The 18,113-nt window shown below is 34.0% G+C and carries 16 protein-coding genes and 4 pseudogenes; 5 read left to right on the forward strand and 15 right to left on the reverse strand.

Features of this window, described 5'->3' with window-relative positions:
* Window positions 1-126: 126 nt before the first annotated feature.
* From GPZ88_RS08975 to GPZ88_RS09020, 9 genes and pseudogenes are all read right to left on the reverse strand, one after another.
* Complete coding sequence (locus GPZ88_RS08975; protein ID WP_157629023.1) at window positions 127-999, reverse strand: helix-turn-helix domain-containing protein; 873 nt, start codon at window positions 997-999, stop codon at window positions 127-129.
* A 166-nt stretch (window positions 1,000-1,165) separates the two neighbouring features.
* Window positions 1,166-2,730, reverse strand: a pseudogene (locus GPZ88_RS10300) (helical hairpin domain-containing protein).
* Window positions 2,717-3,082, reverse strand: coding sequence for a plasmid mobilization relaxosome protein MobC (mobC, locus tag GPZ88_RS08990; RefSeq protein ID WP_157629024.1), 366 nt, complete (start codon window positions 3,080-3,082; stop codon window positions 2,717-2,719). Before mobC ends, GPZ88_RS10300 begins: the two are co-directional and overlap by 14 nt.
* Before the next feature lie 9 nt (window positions 3,083-3,091).
* Window positions 3,092-3,451 carry an SAG1252 family conjugative relaxosome accessory protein gene (locus GPZ88_RS08995; protein WP_157629025.1) on the reverse strand — a complete coding sequence of 120 codons (360 nt, stop codon included), beginning with the start codon at window positions 3,449-3,451 and terminating at the stop codon, window positions 3,092-3,094.
* Window positions 3,452-3,879: 428 nt separating this feature from the next.
* Complete coding sequence (locus GPZ88_RS09000) at window positions 3,880-4,680, reverse strand: ABC transporter permease (protein ID WP_157629026.1); 801 nt, start codon at window positions 4,678-4,680, stop codon at window positions 3,880-3,882.
* Entirely contained in the window at window positions 4,673-5,596 is a 924-nt protein-coding gene (locus GPZ88_RS09005) for an ABC transporter ATP-binding protein (protein ID WP_157629027.1), read from the reverse strand. The genes GPZ88_RS09000 and GPZ88_RS09005 overlap by 8 nt, the downstream gene beginning before the upstream one ends.
* An 8-nt stretch (window positions 5,597-5,604) precedes the next feature.
* On the reverse strand, window positions 5,605-6,885 hold the full coding sequence (locus GPZ88_RS09010) for a class III lanthionine synthetase LanKC N-terminal domain-containing protein (RefSeq protein ID WP_240915085.1): 1,281 nt from the start codon (window positions 6,883-6,885) through the stop codon (window positions 5,605-5,607).
* A 65-nt stretch (window positions 6,886-6,950) separates the two neighbouring features.
* A complete protein-coding gene (locus GPZ88_RS09015) occupies window positions 6,951-7,253 on the reverse strand; it encodes a hypothetical protein (RefSeq protein ID WP_166044172.1) in 303 nt (100 codons plus the stop codon).
* 163 nt (window positions 7,254-7,416) lie between these two features.
* Window positions 7,417-7,620: a hypothetical protein gene (locus GPZ88_RS09020; protein ID WP_238385853.1), complete on the reverse strand. Its 204-nt coding sequence runs from the start codon at window positions 7,618-7,620 to the stop codon at window positions 7,417-7,419.
* A 304-nt stretch (window positions 7,621-7,924) separates the two neighbouring features.
* On the opposite strand from GPZ88_RS09020, the pseudogene GPZ88_RS09025 reads away from it, so the two are divergent.
* The 3 genes and pseudogenes from GPZ88_RS09025 to GPZ88_RS09030 form a co-directional block, all read left to right on the forward strand.
* Window positions 7,925-8,462 (forward strand): annotated as a pseudogene (locus GPZ88_RS09025) (XRE family transcriptional regulator).
* A 2-nt stretch (window positions 8,463-8,464) separates the two neighbouring features.
* Window positions 8,465-8,599: a hypothetical protein gene (locus GPZ88_RS10405; protein WP_014294857.1), complete on the forward strand. Its 135-nt coding sequence runs from the start codon at window positions 8,465-8,467 to the stop codon at window positions 8,597-8,599.
* Window positions 8,600-8,603: 4 nt separating this feature from the next.
* Window positions 8,604-9,852: pseudogene (locus GPZ88_RS09030) on the forward strand (Y-family DNA polymerase); the annotation flags it as partial.
* Between the two features lie 12 nt (window positions 9,853-9,864).
* Here the strand turns inward: GPZ88_RS09030 and GPZ88_RS09035 are convergent.
* Window positions 9,865-10,669 (reverse strand): annotated as a pseudogene (locus GPZ88_RS09035) (replication initiator protein A).
* 607 nt (window positions 10,670-11,276) lie between these two features.
* On the opposite strand from GPZ88_RS09035, the gene GPZ88_RS09040 reads away from it, so the two are divergent.
* Complete coding sequence (locus tag GPZ88_RS09040; RefSeq protein ID WP_024344079.1) at window positions 11,277-11,684, forward strand: DUF4231 domain-containing protein; 408 nt, start codon at window positions 11,277-11,279, stop codon at window positions 11,682-11,684.
* A gap of 207 nt (window positions 11,685-11,891) precedes the next feature.
* On the opposite strand, the gene GPZ88_RS09045 is transcribed toward GPZ88_RS09040, so the two are convergent.
* The 4 genes from GPZ88_RS09045 to GPZ88_RS09060 all read right to left on the reverse strand — a co-directional run bounded on the left by GPZ88_RS09045 (window position 11,892) and on the right by GPZ88_RS09060 (window position 15,656).
* Window positions 11,892-12,215, reverse strand: coding sequence for a hypothetical protein (locus tag GPZ88_RS09045; protein ID WP_074480596.1), 324 nt, complete (start codon window positions 12,213-12,215; stop codon window positions 11,892-11,894).
* A 329-nt stretch (window positions 12,216-12,544) separates the two neighbouring features.
* Complete coding sequence (locus GPZ88_RS09050) at window positions 12,545-14,083, reverse strand: ABC-F family ATP-binding cassette domain-containing protein (protein ID WP_074560162.1); 1,539 nt, start codon at window positions 14,081-14,083, stop codon at window positions 12,545-12,547.
* Window positions 14,084-14,241: 158 nt separating this feature from the next.
* Complete coding sequence (locus GPZ88_RS09055) at window positions 14,242-14,799, reverse strand: ECF transporter S component (protein WP_074560163.1); 558 nt, start codon at window positions 14,797-14,799, stop codon at window positions 14,242-14,244.
* A complete protein-coding gene (locus GPZ88_RS09060) occupies window positions 14,796-15,656 on the reverse strand; it encodes a pyridoxamine kinase (protein WP_166044174.1) in 861 nt (286 codons plus the stop codon). The genes GPZ88_RS09055 and GPZ88_RS09060 overlap by 4 nt, the downstream gene beginning before the upstream one ends.
* Before the next feature lie 138 nt (window positions 15,657-15,794).
* Here GPZ88_RS09060 and GPZ88_RS09065 point away from each other — a divergent pair, with 138 nt between their 5' ends.
* A complete protein-coding gene (locus GPZ88_RS09065; RefSeq protein ID WP_166044176.1) occupies window positions 15,795-17,060 on the forward strand; it encodes an aminotransferase-like domain-containing protein in 1,266 nt (421 codons plus the stop codon).
* A 54-nt stretch (window positions 17,061-17,114) separates the two neighbouring features.
* On the opposite strand, the gene dapA is transcribed toward GPZ88_RS09065, so the two are convergent.
* Entirely contained in the window at window positions 17,115-18,050 is a 936-nt protein-coding gene (gene dapA / locus GPZ88_RS09070; protein ID WP_014334769.1) for a 4-hydroxy-tetrahydrodipicolinate synthase, read from the reverse strand.
* Window positions 18,051-18,113: the final 63 nt, after the last annotated feature.

Below are 18,113 nucleotides of genomic sequence, written 5' to 3' on the forward strand. Positions count from 1 at the left end.
AAAATAAATGGAAGCTCAAAGACCTGTTAGCCACCAGCTTAACTGGTGGTTTATTTGTTTTTCACGCAATGAAAAACTAGCTTGAATCCATAACAAAAACGATGTTTAAAAACATCGTCCTAATATTTAATCTTGAAATTTGTCTGCGATATAGTGTTCTACTGTAAGTGCCATCTCATTATTATCCTCGATATACTTATACAAAAAATGTGCAATCTCAAAGTAACTTTTAACAGTCTTTTTTTCAGAAAAATTTAGGCTTAAATTTCCTAATAGCAAAAATAAATCTGCTAATAGATATGATGTGCGATACTCTTGACATAGCCTAATTGTAGCAGTTACTTGCTTAATGGCTAAGTCTATATTTTTTTGTAGCCAGTAGTATCTACTTAGATTATAGTTGAATTTTATAGAAAGTTCTAATTCCTCTATTTTATCTAAACTAAGTTTCATTATCTGTTCATTTAAATCTTCCTTAATTCTATCAAATTTATCTAAGTTTTCCGTATCATAATAAAAATTAAATAGAGTATTTGAAATTTGTAGATAGTTAATATCTATCTTAGTAAGTGATTTCAAAATTTCCTCCAAATTTTCCATTGCTTCCTCTCTTTTTTGAAAAAAATAGAAATCAACAAGGGAACCAACCCACTCCAAATATATTTTATCTGATAGAGACAAACGATGTGACTTTCCTTTCTCAAGTTCATAAATATATTTTAAGGATTCATAATTTCTATGATTGATAAAGTTTTTAGATATTTTTTTAAACTCAATAAGTTCGACACTTTCATCTGAAATATGTTCATCAAAAAAATAATCCATACTCACATTAAGTTTTTTAGCTAACTGATATAATAATTCCGACCCTGGAGTATATTCTCCATTCTCTAATCTACTAATTTGACCTTGCTTGCATATCCCATCAGCTAATTCTTTCTGTGACATTTTTAATTCTTTTCTTCTATTTTTTATTCTAGAAGCTAGTAAGATTCCCATAAATTTTCCTTTCCTAGTTCATTATAATAGTTTATTTTACCACTTCAAAAAAATTATTCAAATAATAGATACATTGTTATTAAAATACAAACTATGATAATGATGTTTCCATCATGTCCTGATATTTTAGACTGGATAACTTTCACTACTACAGCGTATATTTCATTTACTCAACAAATTTCGTAAAATCTTGTAATTTTTTATGATTGTCTCTATTATTATTTAGGATTTTTACAAATGTTTCTAATCTTTTAGCTAGTCGCTCATATTCGTCAATATCATTACTAAGTTTCTGTTGTAATTTTAAAATATCTTTATTGAGCTTATCCAATGTTATTGATTCCGTCATATTCAGTCTAGCAAAATCATACTTTGCTAATTTTCTGCTCTCATGCTTATCACTCTTCAGATTGACAAGCACTTCCGCCATCTTGTTTAAGGTGGTGATTTTTTCATTGGTTTGATTCAGTTTGATATCTAGCTTTGCTATTTCTGCAACCAGACCGTCTTTAACGTCCTGGTATTTTTTGTCTGTCTCAGTTAACTCAACCAAGAGGTTAATCTCAGTAATCTTTTTCTGTAAACTTTCAACTGTTGGTCTTCTGTATGGTATTACTTGACTATCGTTGCTTAGTTGTCTAATCAAGGTTCGTCCTTTTATATACTGATTTATCCGAATGTTCTTTGTTATAGACAAAGTATGAGGTTGTCTCACAGATATAGACTTTATATTTTGTCTGATTCTCTTCTGCTAGAATATCTAATTGATAATTGGAAATGAAAATAAGACCGCTCTGTTGGACACCGAAAGACACCTTGATATAGACGCCCTCATCAACTAATTTCTCAATTTGATGTTCTGTAAGTTCCACCTCAAATTCATGAATGACATCACGTTTTTCCTTAAATGTCTCAAAGGCTTCCCCAATCTCTTGCTTGGTAAAATGTGTACGAAAAAATTCTTCATCATATAACTCTCGTTTACTGAGTTGGCGTCCTCGAATTGGCTTTGTCATAGTTCTATCTGTCATCATGAATCGACTATGCTTCTGATTAAAATCAATATGAACATGTAACTGCTCTGCTTTTCCCAAAAAATCATCAAAGGACTTTGACTGCTACATCAAAAAATAAAGACGTTGTTTCAATTCAAATTTATGACTAGACTGCCTATATTTTTGATAGTCACGGTAGGAGAAACGTTTTTCAATAATTTTCGCTCCAGCAATCTTAGAAATGCGGTCTGAAATCATACGAAGGTTTCGTTCCAAGGCATAATTCCATATCAACTTTTTATCTGAATTACGGTCAATGGCGTTGATTAGGATGTGATTATGAACATGATTTTTGTCTGTATGAGTTGCCACGATAAAACGAAAACGGCCTCCTGTTACTGTCAATTCTATCACAGTCTCGTAACCAATGCGGTTAATTTCTTCAGGTGTCAGATTATCTTCAGGAAAAAATGATTGAATGAGGTGATGGGCATGAATATTTTGTTGGTGTTTTTCTTGTCGGTCATTTCTAGATTTGTACAACTTGTCGTTATTGGTAAAATTGACATTGTACATGTCAACCATTTCTTTCATAGCTGGGAAAGTCTAAGTAATTGCTCATGCCAAAATCAGATACCAATTTCAACTTGTCTGTTTTATCAGGATTGAGGATATACTTAATCAGACGCCTACGATATTTTTTACCATGCGTTGCAAAATGCTTAGTGACTACCATGAAACTCCTTCAGTCTTTTCACTTCCACTTGAAATTCTTTCTCTACTCCAGTAATCAACTCACTAACTCCCTTACTCAATTCTTGTAACTGTTCCTGAGAAATCAGATAGCTCTGATTGATAGCACGCGCAATTTGATTAATGTTATTTCCGATCCGTCTCAATTCAAATACTAACTGGTCATAGGTATCCGTATTAATGGTGACAAATGACATATTGGGATTCAGCAACACTTTTCTGGCATAGACTGAAAAATTTTGACAGTGACTCTTGTCGATTCGCTCATTCAATTGATGTAACTCTGAATCTGTTAGAAATACTTTTTTGAGATTGGTACGATAACGATAAACCATAGTAGCCTCCTATCTCATGTATTTTTCACGAAACCCACGACTGAGTGGCTGCACTTGATTGACTTCCGCAATCAATTCTTGAACGCAGGTCAATAAGATTGACACGTGCTCTTGAGTCACTTGATGATTCTCTCTTGCGACAACTAGAACTTCATGCACATCTCGACTGATCTGTTCAAACTTTTGAGACTGCCAAAGGGAAAACCATTCTTTGGCAGCTAACTGTTTGTCATCAGTCATCAAAATTTTATCCCTGACGAATGGTGAAAAGTGACGATAATTATCAACCTCCATCATTTTTTCAATCTGTTTTAACTCATCTGTGGTTAGATTTACCTCTTTTCGAATGTCACGGTACTGTTCAGACATCTCTTTCCCTCACTTTCATCCTTTCTCGGATAAACCCCGACCCCGTGTGTCATACGAGAAATTTCTTAAAGTCCTTGTTCGGTCTTTGCGAGCTCAGGCATTGTGGTCACAATACCCAAAAAATCATATCGCCAGCCGACCAAAACCTTTCTGTTTTGACAGCCAACGATAAGATAACTTGGTGGCTTCGCCCCCAACCCCCAGTAAAAAATCAGAATTTGATTTTCTTAGGAATGATATAAGGATAACAGGGATGATTTAGAAAAGTTATCACAAATGTTAACAATTTAATTTCTCAATTCATGATGTAAAAAAAGAATAGAAACCTCTAATCATTCTGAGATTTATATTCTTTTTTCGTATTTATAATTAACAAGTAAAATATTTGTTAGAGAGCAGAACTCCAGTTATTCTTATCAATAATAGCACTATCTTTCGATAAGAATCAGATTTATTCTTGGAATTACAAGTATTGCGACTACTATAGCTACTACAGATGTTAGAAGAATTCCAATTACTCCAAAATATATGTTGTTGAAGTATACATCTCTGATTATTTCTAATTGATATGTTAAAGGATTTATTTTTCCAAACAATCTAATTACTTCTGGTGCTGAATCCATTATATAAAAAACTGGTGCTGAAAACCCTAATGGAGTTAGAAGAAATCGAATAACTATATCTCTTCTTCTGTAATCGTTAATAAACATTGTAATCAATATTCCTATAGAATTCCAGAATAATAGAATTAAAATAGAAAGAATAATAACTATTAAATACTTAGAAACTACTAGTTGAATTCCAAATAAAATTGCAATTCCAAAAATAACTACCTCCTGTACCAGCAAGCCCAAAATTGGAAAAACACTCATTCCCAAAATGTAAAAAAAAGGTTTTACTCCGCTACAAAGTTTTAATGCAAGTAGTCCATACTTTTTATCAATTGTTACCCTATAAATAACTTGAGTCATTTGTCCAATTATTAGTAAACCAATAATGCCTAAGATAGTATATTCAGCATAAGTTACATTGACTCCTCTGAAATTTACAGAGTGTATCGAATCATTAAGCCCAACAACAACAAATACAACATACAAAATTGGTTGGATTAATTGAGAAGTCAAGACTCCCTTACTACGAAAAAAAGCAACTAATTCATTTTTAGCAACTATTTTACCACCATATAATCCTAAATTTGAATTATGTCTTAAGTTCCTTGCTTCAATCATGTACTTCCTCTCTTACTCTGTTCAAATAACTTTCTCTAAGCTGCTTATCTTTGATCTTAATATCTTTAATATCAAATTCCTTCAATATCTTCTGTATGATTAATATTATATCTTCATTATTTGAAAAATGTACCTTAAAACTTTTTGAGTTAAGTATTTCTATTTGAAAATTAAAGCTCTTTAGCCAAATAAGCTTAGAATCTGATATTTTATTCTTTACTGTGAACTCTATTACTTGTGCAGTTTTACCAATAAAATCTTCTAAATTACCCCAAAATAATAATTTGCCACTTTGTAAAAACAAAATTTTTTCACAAAACATTTCTAACAACTGAATATCATGTGATGAAATTATAATAGTCTTTCCTCTTTCAGATTCACCTTTTAGATAACTTAAAAAACGTTCTGAGGATTCAGCATCAAGACCAACAGTAGGCTCATCTAATATATATATATATGGTTTATGTGCTATAGCTCTTGCGATTTGGACACGCTGCAATTGACCTCCGGAAAGTGATTCAACTAATTCATTAGCCTTATCTGATAATCCAACGATCTCTAATGCAGAATTACATAATGTTACTGCTTCTTCTCCTCTTTTTCCTGCAAGATTTAGTCCTAACATGACATTATCCCAAACAGTAGTATAATAATCCATAACTGAAGTTTGAGGTGTAAAACCCAAACAGGCAAACGGTTGTAGTTCTGTATTAAATGCTTCTGTATTAAAGAGTATTGAACCACTCACATTTTTTTGTAATCCTGTAATAGAATTAATCAAAGTAGACTTCCCAGCTCCATTCGATCCTAGTAAACCTATAAATTCTCCTTTATTCACTGTTAAGGAAATGTCTTGGAGAGCTTTTTTACTTCCATATGATACTGATAGATTATCAATTTTTAAAATTTCATTCATTATCTAATTCAACCTTCCAAAATTTGAATAAATTCAGATTTTAATTCTGAAAAATCTCTATATTCATGATTAAATGCCTTTTTATAGATTGGATAAAATCTTTCCTTACTACTAATTTTATTGTACCTATCCTTTTCAAATGTCATTATATATTCCATAGCTGCAATATAATCTAAATTTAAGAAATGTCTATATTCCTTTAAATTTTGACTCCAAAAAAGCAAATAAACTATACCCAAGATATCTTCAGCCTGTTTTTCAGATAGATCTAAATTAGTTTCATAAAAGCCTGGAGTACCAAATAGTGATACTCTCTCTTCATTCTCAAATTCAGTTTTACTTAAAGCATGTTCAAAATCAATTACATATACTTTTTTTTCTTTACTTACTATTATATTATTAAATGACAAATCTCGATAAGTGTAGTTATATTTCTTATTTAACAACTCTAAATTATCAATTAAATTCAAAAACCAAGAATAATTTGTCTGTAATTCTTTATAATTAATTAAAGGTACTCCTTCTATGTATTCTTCTTCAACAAAATAAGAATTTTTGACATAGAAATCTCCAAAAACCTTAGGAGAAAAATTCTCTTTTTCAATATCTCTTAATATACTTCTCTCAGACATTAACCTGCTAATACCATCTTTATTGGTAAAATCTAATAAAGATAAATTTTTTGCTTCCTTTAATACAGAAATACGGTTGCTTTCAGTATTTAGTACTTTGTAAACACCTCCTTTGGCATTTCTGTTTATTATTTCTAAAATAATATATTTAGTCGGTATTACGTCAAATCGTTCTCTAAAATAATCTTCAATTGGTATCTCCACATCAGTTGGAAATTTTCTATCTCGTTTATCAATAAAATCATCTTTTTTTATAAACTCACCATATCTATAAAAGACTACTTCGCTTAGCTGATATCTAAAATCTGATGGAATATCAACTCCCTTAATCCCTCTATATAAGTTTTCCAATTTATTAAGTAAAAAAATTAATTCTTCATCATTATTCGGATAGATTGTAATAAATTTACCAACTTGCGAATATCCATAAATACTCGAATTTTGTAATGCTAATTCTTTTAGATTAGCCAGTATTTTAAAATTAATTTTAAGATTATATGTTTCAATAAAATTAAAGAACATTTTCGCAATTATTACAGCATTTAGTACATGCGCACTTAAATGGATTTTTATTCCTTTTTCTAATTTAACCTCCCTAACCATATTATAGGCCCAATGATTATCTTCAGAATTAGATAGTGAACAATATTGATTCAATAGATTCTCATAGCATTTCTGATGTTCTGATTCGAATTCGAGATATTTCTTATAATTAGAATATGTCATATTAAAAAACCGTCCCCATAGATTTCCAATCCGTCGTTCAATGCTAGGCAATTTAGTACATGATAATATGTATTTATTATTAATGAGACCTTTATATGATTTTCCTTTAAAATACTCGCTAATAGTTTAATGCTATATCTATTTTTTCTTGGTACTTGATATGACTCCAAAATAAACTGATATAAAGAATAGGTTGCATAATCTGACATACCAACTTCCTTATATATTTTGATAAAATTCATCAACATAGAGGATAATTCAAAAGAGATCTCTCTATCAATACAATAATTTTTTTCCATAAATAAAATCTCCTTCTAAATAAGAGAGTGTTATAAAATATCAGAATACAATAAAAGGCATGAAAAACGTTATTAAAAACGTTGATTCTATGCCTTTTTAGAATATTCATTTTTCAAAAGAAGAATTAAATTAAGTTTTTCCAGACTTTTGAAAATATATACACTAGGCTACTTGTGGATCAGGTCTAACAATACAAGTACTACTATGAGCTCCTGATGGTGTCACAACACTATTCTGAATTGATAATGCAAATTCATCCAAAGAATTTAAGTCACGTGCCAATAGAGCAGCTTTCTCCTTCCCAACAATCCCAAACTGTTCAACAACCGCCTCAGGGTTATCAAAAAATTCGCCTACAATTTCCATATTACCTTGAAGTTCTTTTTATAAAGCTTTCATTTGTTTACTCATAATTATTTCTCCCTTCTTAATCCATATAACATAAGACTAAAAAAATTAACAAAGCATGTCAACCACCTTCTTTTATACCAATTATATATATTTTTTGTATTATTGTCAATAAGATACTTAAATTATATATTAAATTATAACTTTATTGATAACAGTATCTCTTTTCTTGCATTTTAAAAATTTTTGATATAATTGTTGCATAATAAAGCAACAGGAGTTTTAACTTAAATTTTCTGGTAGCCGTCTAAAAGAATGTAGAATAGAAAAACACTATTCTCAATCTGAGCTAGTTAATCTTTTAAAAATCAATAGAGCTTCATACAATAAATGGGAGACTGGTAAATCTGTTTCTAATCAAAAAAATCTTTCTGCCCTTGCAAGAATACTTGACGTTCCAACAACCTATTTTGAATCGGAATACAAGATTGTGAATACCTATCTCCAACTCTCTACGTCTACGGAAAATCAAGGAAAGGTTGATGAGTATGCTGATGAGTTACTTCAAAAACAACAATCACAAGAGAAAGTAATTCCTCTTTTTGCAGTTGAAGTCTTATCTGATGTTTCTCTTTCTGCTGGTCTTGGGGAATCGCTCTTTGAGGAATACGAGACAGAGACCGTCTATGCCCTATCCTGGAATGACTCCGTCTATATCAAAAAACTTTATCGAGAAGAAAATGGCTTTAGAATGGTATCTCTCAACGGTAACTACTCTGATAAATGGATTCCTTATTGAAGACAATCCTCGTATCGTAGGGCTTGTTGTAAGTCACTTTATGCCAGTTATAGGAGCCTAAGAATGACAGTTAATGTTAATGAAATGATTTATCTCAAAGACAATCGTATCTATTTTACCCCCTACCTCAAAGAGTATGACATTACTGATCATATTCAGGAACTGATGGAAGAATTAGAAATGCTTAAAAGAGGATAAGATGATGGGCTATATCGATTATTCAAAAGAACCTCAGTCTGATATAGCTTTCGTTGACATGAAATCGTTCTATGCTTCAGTTGAATGTGTGGATAGAGGATTGAATCCCCTCCATACCTCTCTCTGTGTCATGAGTCGAGCAGATAACGCTGGAGGCTTAATTTTAGCCTCTTCTCCCATGTTCAAAAGAGTTTTTGGAAAAAATAATATTGGACGTGCCTACGATTTACCTTTTGACATCCGCACAAGAAAATTTGACTACTATAATGCTAAACGTCAAGGCTTAGACATATCACCGCACTATATTTCCTATCTATATTGAACATTGGGCTAAGCGAACGCTTATTGTTCCACCACGTATGGATTGCTACATCGAAAAAAGTATTGACATTCAACATATTTTCCAAGATTATGCGGCTCCTGAAGATATTCTCCCCTACTTCATTGATGAAGGGTTTATTGATTTAACCTCCTCACTCAATTACTTTGTAAGTGATAAACAGATGGATAGAAAAGCAAAATTAGATGTTGTCTCTGCCAAACTACAACATGACATCTGGCAAAAGACTGGTATCTATTCTACCATTGGTATGAGTAATGCTAACCCATTATTGGCCAAACTTGCTCTAGACAATGAAGCCAAACGAACACCTAGTATGCGTGCAAATTGGTCCTGCGAAGATATAGAAACAAAAGTTTGGTCAATTCCTAACCTAACTGATTTTTGGGGTATTGGTTCCAGAACAGAAAAACGCCTTCACAAACTAGGGATTACCTCTATCAAGGAACTAGCAAATAGCAATCCTGATCGATTGAAAAAAGAATTTGGGAAGGTTGGACTCCAGTTGTGGTTTCATGCTAATGGTGTTGACGAGAGTAATGTTCATCAACCCTATAAACCAAAATCACACGGGCTTGGCAACTCTCAGGTGCTACCTCGTGACTATGTCAAGCAGCGTGATATTGAGATTGTTCTTAGTGAAATGGCTGAACAAGTTGCCATCCGAATGAGGAGAGAACATCAGAAAGCTACTATTGTTTCCATCTTTGTGACCTACTCTAAAACAGAAATGAAACAGCCAATTAACGCTCAAATGAAGATAGAACCTACTAATCATACACGACTGCTTACCGATACCGTGCTAACGCTTTTTCGTAAAAAATACACGTCAGGAGCCGTTCGGGGTATTGCAGTCAATTACTCAGGATTTGTCGATGAAAGATATGCCTTAATCTCATTACTTGATGATATCCACCAAAACATCTTACTCACCCCCTTTTAGTTCTTTTAAGCGTTGGACCTTGGTCCATTCGGATAAGACGCCATTAAAGACGTACTCCGCTATCGTTTCTGATTTATCCGCAAACCTCATATTCTCTAAAGCGTACTTATAACGATAATCAAAATAAACCATGTCATAATCACTAGCGGCACGTGATGGACCAACTTGTCTCAACTGGTCATGTACCAAGCCCCAAATATAATCTCTGTCGTATCTTGTGACTCGGTCCACTTTACGTTGAAAATAGTCATTGTCATTTTTCTTACTTGCTTGACTTTCTTTCTCCTCCTCGTCTTCAAAGACTGACTCACTCTCTTTAGTCTCACTCTTATCATTCTCACTAGTGGCTGAATTTAAGACTGGCCTCGTCTCATTTTGAGACCCCCTAGTATTTTTGGAACACCCCCGTCCGTATTTGCGACTGAGGTAGGTTCATGTTCCAACTTCCCCAAGTAAATCTTATTAGCCGGTTCTCCTTTTTCACTCGAATATTGTTGGACTTCATCTATCAAGCCATATTCTCTTAACGTTTTCTTGATAGTAAGCAACTTGGATTTGGAACAGCCAAGCAGTGCTATGAGTTTGGAGTTGGAATAAACTAAATAAATAGCTCCATCATCATCTATCCAACCTTTACTCAGAGATAATTCCAAACGGTCTTTTAGAACGGCATAAGCTACTTTAACCTCTAATTTCATATCCATATAGCCTCGCTCTCAAACAAGAGTTTTGAGAGCTTATAGTAACGTTCTGACGTTTGATAGTGATTTGCGGTGATACGTTTCATAATTGTCCCTCCAACACTAACAAGCCAACATTTCCCAACTCATCAAATTGAATGAGTCCTTCTTTTTCCATGTCAGCAACCAATTGATTCGCTTCTTTAATATCAATCCTCATGATAGTCATGAGATAACATAGCACGATTTGCTGTGATGACTGTTCTTACTTTTGCATGATTTTCCTCCTGAAAATAAAAAAGAACACTTATTAAAATGTTCTCGTGAAATTCTAAGCACCAAAAATTGATTATTTTTGCGTATTATTGCTTAACACTAAAATAACTTACCAAAGAATAAATAGTAAAAGCCCTGATAAGTCAAGGCTTTTGGGCTATATTTCCTATTTTTTGATTTTGCAATTCCATATGGCTCCCATTCAACCATTGAATAGTTGCCATAAATTTTCTCTCCTTGATTAACGAATCTATATTTAGGATTTGACTATTATTTTCTATTCATAATTGTGAAAATCTATCACGTAATATTATATCATAAGTCTTTTTATTATGGGAAAAAGCCGAGAACTTACAGTACTACTCCATTCTTGACTATCATATCTTAAGGCGATACAATGATATCGAATACGAAAAGGCTTACCCACAAGGAGATTATATGATTGATTATAACGAAATGTCAGTAGAAACATATGTAACAGAACGTTTAGAAAAAGCTATCGATACTTATAGCAAAAAAGCAAAATTCCATCGTGCATGGTTTATTGTATTTAAGGTTATTCAAATCATTGCACTTGCCCTAATTCCGATTTTAGCAAGCTTACCTATTCCTTGTTTTAAACTTTTGACTGTGATTATTTCGTCTATTGTACTTGTTCTTGAGGCACTTATCGCTCTTTCAAGTCATAAAGAAAAATGGCAACTTTATCAAGAAACATCAAAAATGATTACTTCAGAAAAATTTGCTTTTCAAACTAAAGCTGGTCTTTATCAAAACAAAGATGATGATAATTGCTTTTCACTTCTTGTTGAACGTTGTGAAGCTATGATTAAGTATCGTGATTAAAAAGAACCCCGTGTTTCATAAACATGGGGTTAATTTTTTTGATGCAAAAATAGTATTGGAATACTCAGCATCAAAAAATAATAAGGCAAAAAATGCCAATATGGTGTTCTATGCGGATCTAAATAGGTGATTATTAAAATAAATAAGCACCAAGATATCCAAAGTATGGTTACTAATTTACGCTTTTTCAGAATAAAATCTTTGAGTTTATTTTTCAATAACCTGATACTCCTTATGAAATCTCTTCTCAGAAATAATACGATGGTTGGTGCAATCAAGATAATCTCCTAAATAGCCAATCTGATACATGCCATAACCAGCAAAGCCTCCGCCAAGACTTCCAACTGCACCAAGTTTAAGGTTTCTTGCTGTAGAAGGATTTAATCCTGCCATTAAAATACGTAAATGATTGTCTAACCAATACAAATAATTCTTATCGAAAGCTTCCTTTACCCAATTTGGATAGCTTTCAACATTTTCTTTACTGATTTTCCAAACATCAGCCACTTTTTCTTTATAAATTGCTTTCATACTTCTCCTTTAACTTCCTTATAACTAAAAAATGAGTGCCACTACTAGGCGTGTCAAAATAGTAATGACTAATAGTTTTTGAATACAATATTTGGTATCAGCGGACCAATCTGTCATTTGGACAATACAAACACATAGTATTAAAATACTGATAAAACTAAAAAATAACATTTTTCCTTTCCTTCAAAATCCATACTTACTAGGCATGGAATTGTACGAAATTAGTATACCAGATTTTTTTGTTAATAGACGCAAATGTCGTAAATGGTTGTTTTTTTGTCGTGAACGGTAAAAAACAAGAGCCTTTTAACAAGACTCTTGTTTTTATCTTACATTAGTTCGTTAAAATCCCAAACTTCTGTCCAACCTTCATAGAAATCAGGCTCGTGGCAAACCATTAGGACGCTACCCTTGTAGGCTTTAAGAGCACGTTTCAATTCTTCTTTAGCATCAACGTCTAAGTGGTTGGTTGGTTCGTCAAGTACTAGCACGTTGTTTTCGCGGTTCATAAGCAGGCAAAAACGCACTTTTGCTTGTTCTCCACCAGAAAGTACTTGAATTTGACTTTCGATATGTTTTGATGTCAAACCACAGCGAGCAAGAGCAGCACGAACTTCTGCTTGGTTCAATGCAGGAAAGGCATCCCAGACAGCTTCAAGCGGTGTTTGACGATTACCAGCAGCGACTTCTTGTTCAAAGTAGCCAAGTTCAATGTAATCACCACGTTCAACACTTCCTGAAATTGGCGGAATGATTCCTAGTAAGCTCTTAAGAAGTGTTGTTTTACCAATACCGTTGGCACCAATGATGGCAACTTTCTGATTACGTTCAAAAGTTAGGTTAAGTGGTTTTGTCAATGGACGATCGTAACCAATTTCCAAGTCTTGTGTTTGGAAGATAAAGCGACTTGGTGTACGTGATTCTTTGAATTCAAAGGATGGTTTTGGTTTTTCAGCTTGCAACTCAATGCGGTCCATCTTGTCCAATTTTTTCTGACGTGACATAGCCATATTACGTGTGGCAACACGCGCTTTGTTACGATTAACAAAGTCTTGCAAGTCAGCAATTTCTTTTTGTTGACGTTCGTAAGCAGCTTCAAGCTGTGCTTTTTTCATAGCATAAACAGCTTGGAAGTTATCATAGTCACCAGTGTAACGAACCAAATCGTGATTTTCCACGTGATAAACAATATTAATCACGTCATTTAAGAATGGAATATCGTGTGAAATCAAAACGAAGGCATTTTCATAGTTTTGAAGGTAACGTTTCAACCATTCAATGTGTTCAGCATCAAGGTAGTTTGTTGGTTCGTCAAGAAGCAAAATATCAGGTTTTTCAAGCAAAAGTTTTGCTAAAAGAACTTTAGTACGTTGACCACCAGATAGTTCTGTGACGTCAGACTCCATGCCAAAATCCATAACACCAAGAGCGCGTGCAACTTCATCAATTTTAGCGTCCAAAGTGTAAAAATCGCGTGATTCTAGACGATCTTGCAACTCTCCTACTTCTTCCATCAGAGCATCCATATCTGCGCCTTCATCAGCCATAGACATGTAAATGTCATTGATACGTGCTTCTGTTTTGAAAAGCTCATCAAAAGCTGTACGTAAGACATCACGTACTGTCATTCCAGCTTCAAGTACAGTGTGTTGGTCCAAGTAACCAGCAGTGACGTATTTTGACCACTCAACTTTTCCTTCATCAGGTTGCAAATGTCCAGTTACGATACTCATGAAAGTTGATTTTCCTTCACCGTTTGCCCCGACAAGACCGATATGCTCTCCTTTCAACAGACGGAAAGACACATCTTCAAAAATCGTACGCTCCCCAAAACCATGGCTTAAATGTTTAACTTCTAAAATACTCATCTCTTATATTCTTTCGTTTATTTTCTTTTTGAAAATAGCTGCGCAAACAGCTTATTTATAATAATCTTTTCAATTATAGCATGACTTTAAGCGCTAAAGCAATGACTTTAGCTGTTGAAAACGCAAACTAAAAAGCCTTTTTAAAAGGCTTTTGTGATTTATTCAGAAATCGCTTTAGCATGGCTTTTTTCTGGAATGAAGAATTGTTTTAAGATTGGGTATAAAATTGGCACAGAAATAATTGTGACAAGCGCTGAACCAAATGTCCCACCAATTTTAACCAAAGCTGTCAAAAAGGCTACTTGCAAATGAAGACCACCCACAAGACTATTAATCAAAGTATATTTAACAAGGTTACTAATGATTTTTGTAATGGCAGCTACGACCCCAACAATGATCACATTGCGTGTTTTAGTATCAGAATGCAACAGTTTTTCAAAAACAAAATGAAGAACTAAACAAACAATCAATGATTCTAAAATCGTAATCCAAACTTCCGCAGCATAGCCATTAAGCACATCGAACAAGCCTAGCCCGATAGATGCAACAAGTGCTGCAATTCTTGAGCCAAATAGTAGAACCGCTACTACAACCAAGGCATTGCCAAAATGAACAAACTGAGCACCGAGCGGAATACGTAAAAACTGAACACTGATAAAGATTAATGCTGAATAAAAACTAAGTTCAACAAGTTGACGTGTGGTAAGATTTTTCATGCTTTTTCCTCCATTAATTGTTTGATTTGTAAAGCTAAGTCTGGCAAATAAGGTTCATACGACAAGCCAAAACGCAAATCTCGCTTTAATGACAAAGTCCTTTGTAAGGTCTTATCGATAAAGTTTAGAGCTACTTTTGCAACATCATCTAGACTTAAGCCGTGAAAATAGCCAGCCCCAAGAACTGCCGTTACTAAATCCCCTGTTCCAAAGAAATGATATGGATAGGCTTTCGAAAAATGATAAGTGATTTCTCCACTCTCGCTATCATAATGCGCTAATCCAACATTATCAGCTTCAAAAGAAACTCCGGTTAAGATGATGTGTTTATTATGAAGATGAGATAAACGCTCGCAGAGTTGCTCGATATCAGTTTTTGTATAAGTCTCGCCAAGATAAGGACAATCAGCTAAAAGACAAGCTTCGGTTAAATTTGGCGTGATCACATTGGCATTTTTACAAAATTCTCGCATAGCTAGCACAAAATCTTGCTCATATCCAGCATACAGACGACCCTTATCAGCCATAATAGGATCAACAAAGCGTGGCAGCTTATGCTCACTAGCAAATTTAGCTAAGTCTTCTAACTGTATTTGATTCTTAAAATACCCTGTAATTAGACCATGACATGGGAAATCAAGCGTCTCCCATTGCTTGATGAAACCTTGTGTTGCTTGAGTTAAATCTGTAATAGCAATCTTATCAAATCCCCCCGTATGAGATGATAGCAAAACTGTCGGCATAGGAATAACTTCGATTTGACAAGTTGATAAAACGGGCAAAGCACTGGATAGCGCCACTTTTCCAACCCCAACAACATCGTTGGCAACAATCACAGAACGTGTAATTTGATTCATAATAAATGACTTTCTAATCTCGCCTCAAAACCACATTCAATAACTTGAAAAGGTTTTAAATTAAGAGTTTAGAAATATTGTAAGAAAATTCAATTTATTATACAATAGGTATCATAAGAAACTGTATGGGGACAGATTATGACTAGTAAATACCAAGAAATCATAACAACTATCATCGACCAAATTGAAAATGGCAAATTGCAAAAAGGTGAACGTATTCCTTCCATTCGCCGTCTAAGCCAAAAATTCCACTGCAGTAAAGACACTGTTCAACGGGCTTTGCTAGAATTAAAGTTTAAAAACTACATTTATGCTGTTGAAAAAAGTGGTTATTATGTCCTTGAAGGAAAAAGCCAAAAGGAGACACCGCTGAATCTCAGTTTATCTGACTACAACAACATGGCTTATGAAGACTTTACAACGTGCCTAACAGAAACCCTTGTGAATCGTGAGAATTACCTCTTTAACTACTTCTATCAGCAAGAAGGATTACAAGAATTAATCGATTCCTTGCAAGATTATCTTGAAAAGAGCGCTATTTACGCAAAAAAAGAAGACATTCTAGTTACTTCAGGGACCCAACAAGCCCTTTACATCCTTTCGCAGGTGACTTTTCCAAATCACAAGAAGACAATTCTTTTGGAACAGCCAACTTATCATCGAATGAATGATTTGGTTACTTCTCTAAAACTACCTTATCAGACCATTGAACGTGATTTTGAAGGCATTGATTTAGCAAGGCTAGAAGAATTGTTTAAGAATGGTGATATCAAGTTTTTCTACACTATTTCACGCTTTTCAAATCCCCTTGGTTTATCATATTCGACCAGTGAAAAGCAAAGGATTGTTGAATTGGCTGAACGCTACGATGTCTACATCATCGAGGATGATTACATGGGAGATTTTGCAAAATCAACGGATTTGCCTCTCCATTATTACGACACTTCTGGTCACGTTATTTACCTTAAGTCCTTTTCAATGACCATTTTTCCTGCTTTGCGTTTGGGGACCATTATCTTGCCACCAGCTTTAACAAAAGCTTTTCTTGACCATAAGAAAATGATTGACTATGATACCAACCTTATCATGCAAAAAGCGCTATCGCTTTATCTGGATAGCGGTTTGTTTGAAAAAAATCTGAATTACCTCAAGCAAGTTTTTCAAAAACAAAGGCAGAAAATTGATATCGTTCTTGCTGACTTTCCAAGGCTTCAGCATTTCAGCAGCTCTCTTCAAGGATTGGTACTTGAACTTCCTAAGGACCAACACTTAGGTGACCTAAAATTCACTGATAAAATCAACTATCTGGAGGATAACTACCTTTCTTTGACAGAAAAACGATTCATTAAGCTTTCAAATAATCAGGATATTTTCAGCATTTTAAGAATGATAAGTGAGCGATAAAATAAAAAGCCAGAGAAACAGAATCTCTGGCTTTTTATATCGTTAATAGGAAAATTAATAATCAGGACGCAAAACACCTTTGACGGTTTCTTTTGTTGCTTCCACATCTCCATCGATAACAACATCGATGATACGTTTAGCATCTTCTGGTGGACAGCAAACCAAAGGCAAACGTAATGGTCCAGTTTCAAATCCAAGATAATTAAGCACGGCTTTAACTGGTGCTGGACTTGGATATGAGAATAAAGCATTAACTTTTGGAATGAATTGACGTTGGATAGCTGCAGCTTTCTTGATATCGCTGTTTTCGATAGCTGTTAGCATTTCGTGCATTTCATCACCGTTAACATGAGAAGCAACAGAAATTACCCCATCAGCACCTAAATTCATAGCGTGGAAAGCATCACCATCTTCACCAGTATAAATCAAGAAATTATCTGGTTTGTGTTCGATAAGATAAGCCATGTTAGCAAGACTCGTACATTCTTTAACACCGATGATATTTGGGTGCTCTGCCAAACGTAACATTGTTTCTGGCGTCATTTCAACAACAACACGTCCAGGTATGTTATAAATAATGATTGGAAGGTCACTAGCATCAGCAATAGCTTTAAAGTGTTGATACATGCCTTCCTGTGATGGTTTGTTGTAGTATGGAACGATGGCAAGACCAGCAGCGAAACCACCAAATGCAGCAACTTCACGCGCAAATTCGATAGAATCGCGGGTATCATTGGTACCAACACCAGCAATTAATGGCACACGACCTTTAACAATCTTTTGCACTGCAGCAAAAAGTTCCAATTCTTCATCGTGTGTCAAAGTTGGACTTTCAGCAGTTGTTCCAGCAAGCAAAAGAGCATCTGTGTGATGTGCAAGCAAATGTTCAATTAATTTTGGTAGCGCGTCAAAGTTAATTGAACCGTCTTCGTTAAATGGGGTAATCATCGCGGTGATGATTTTAACATCTCTTAAATCTTCAATAGACATAATACTCTCCCTCTTTGTCTAAGAATTTATACCTGTTTGATTAAAAATGCTCAAAGACCAGCT

This window comes from Streptococcus ruminicola, from assembly GCF_011387195.1.
Classification (GTDB): Bacteria; Bacillota; Bacilli; order Lactobacillales; family Streptococcaceae; genus Streptococcus; species Streptococcus ruminicola.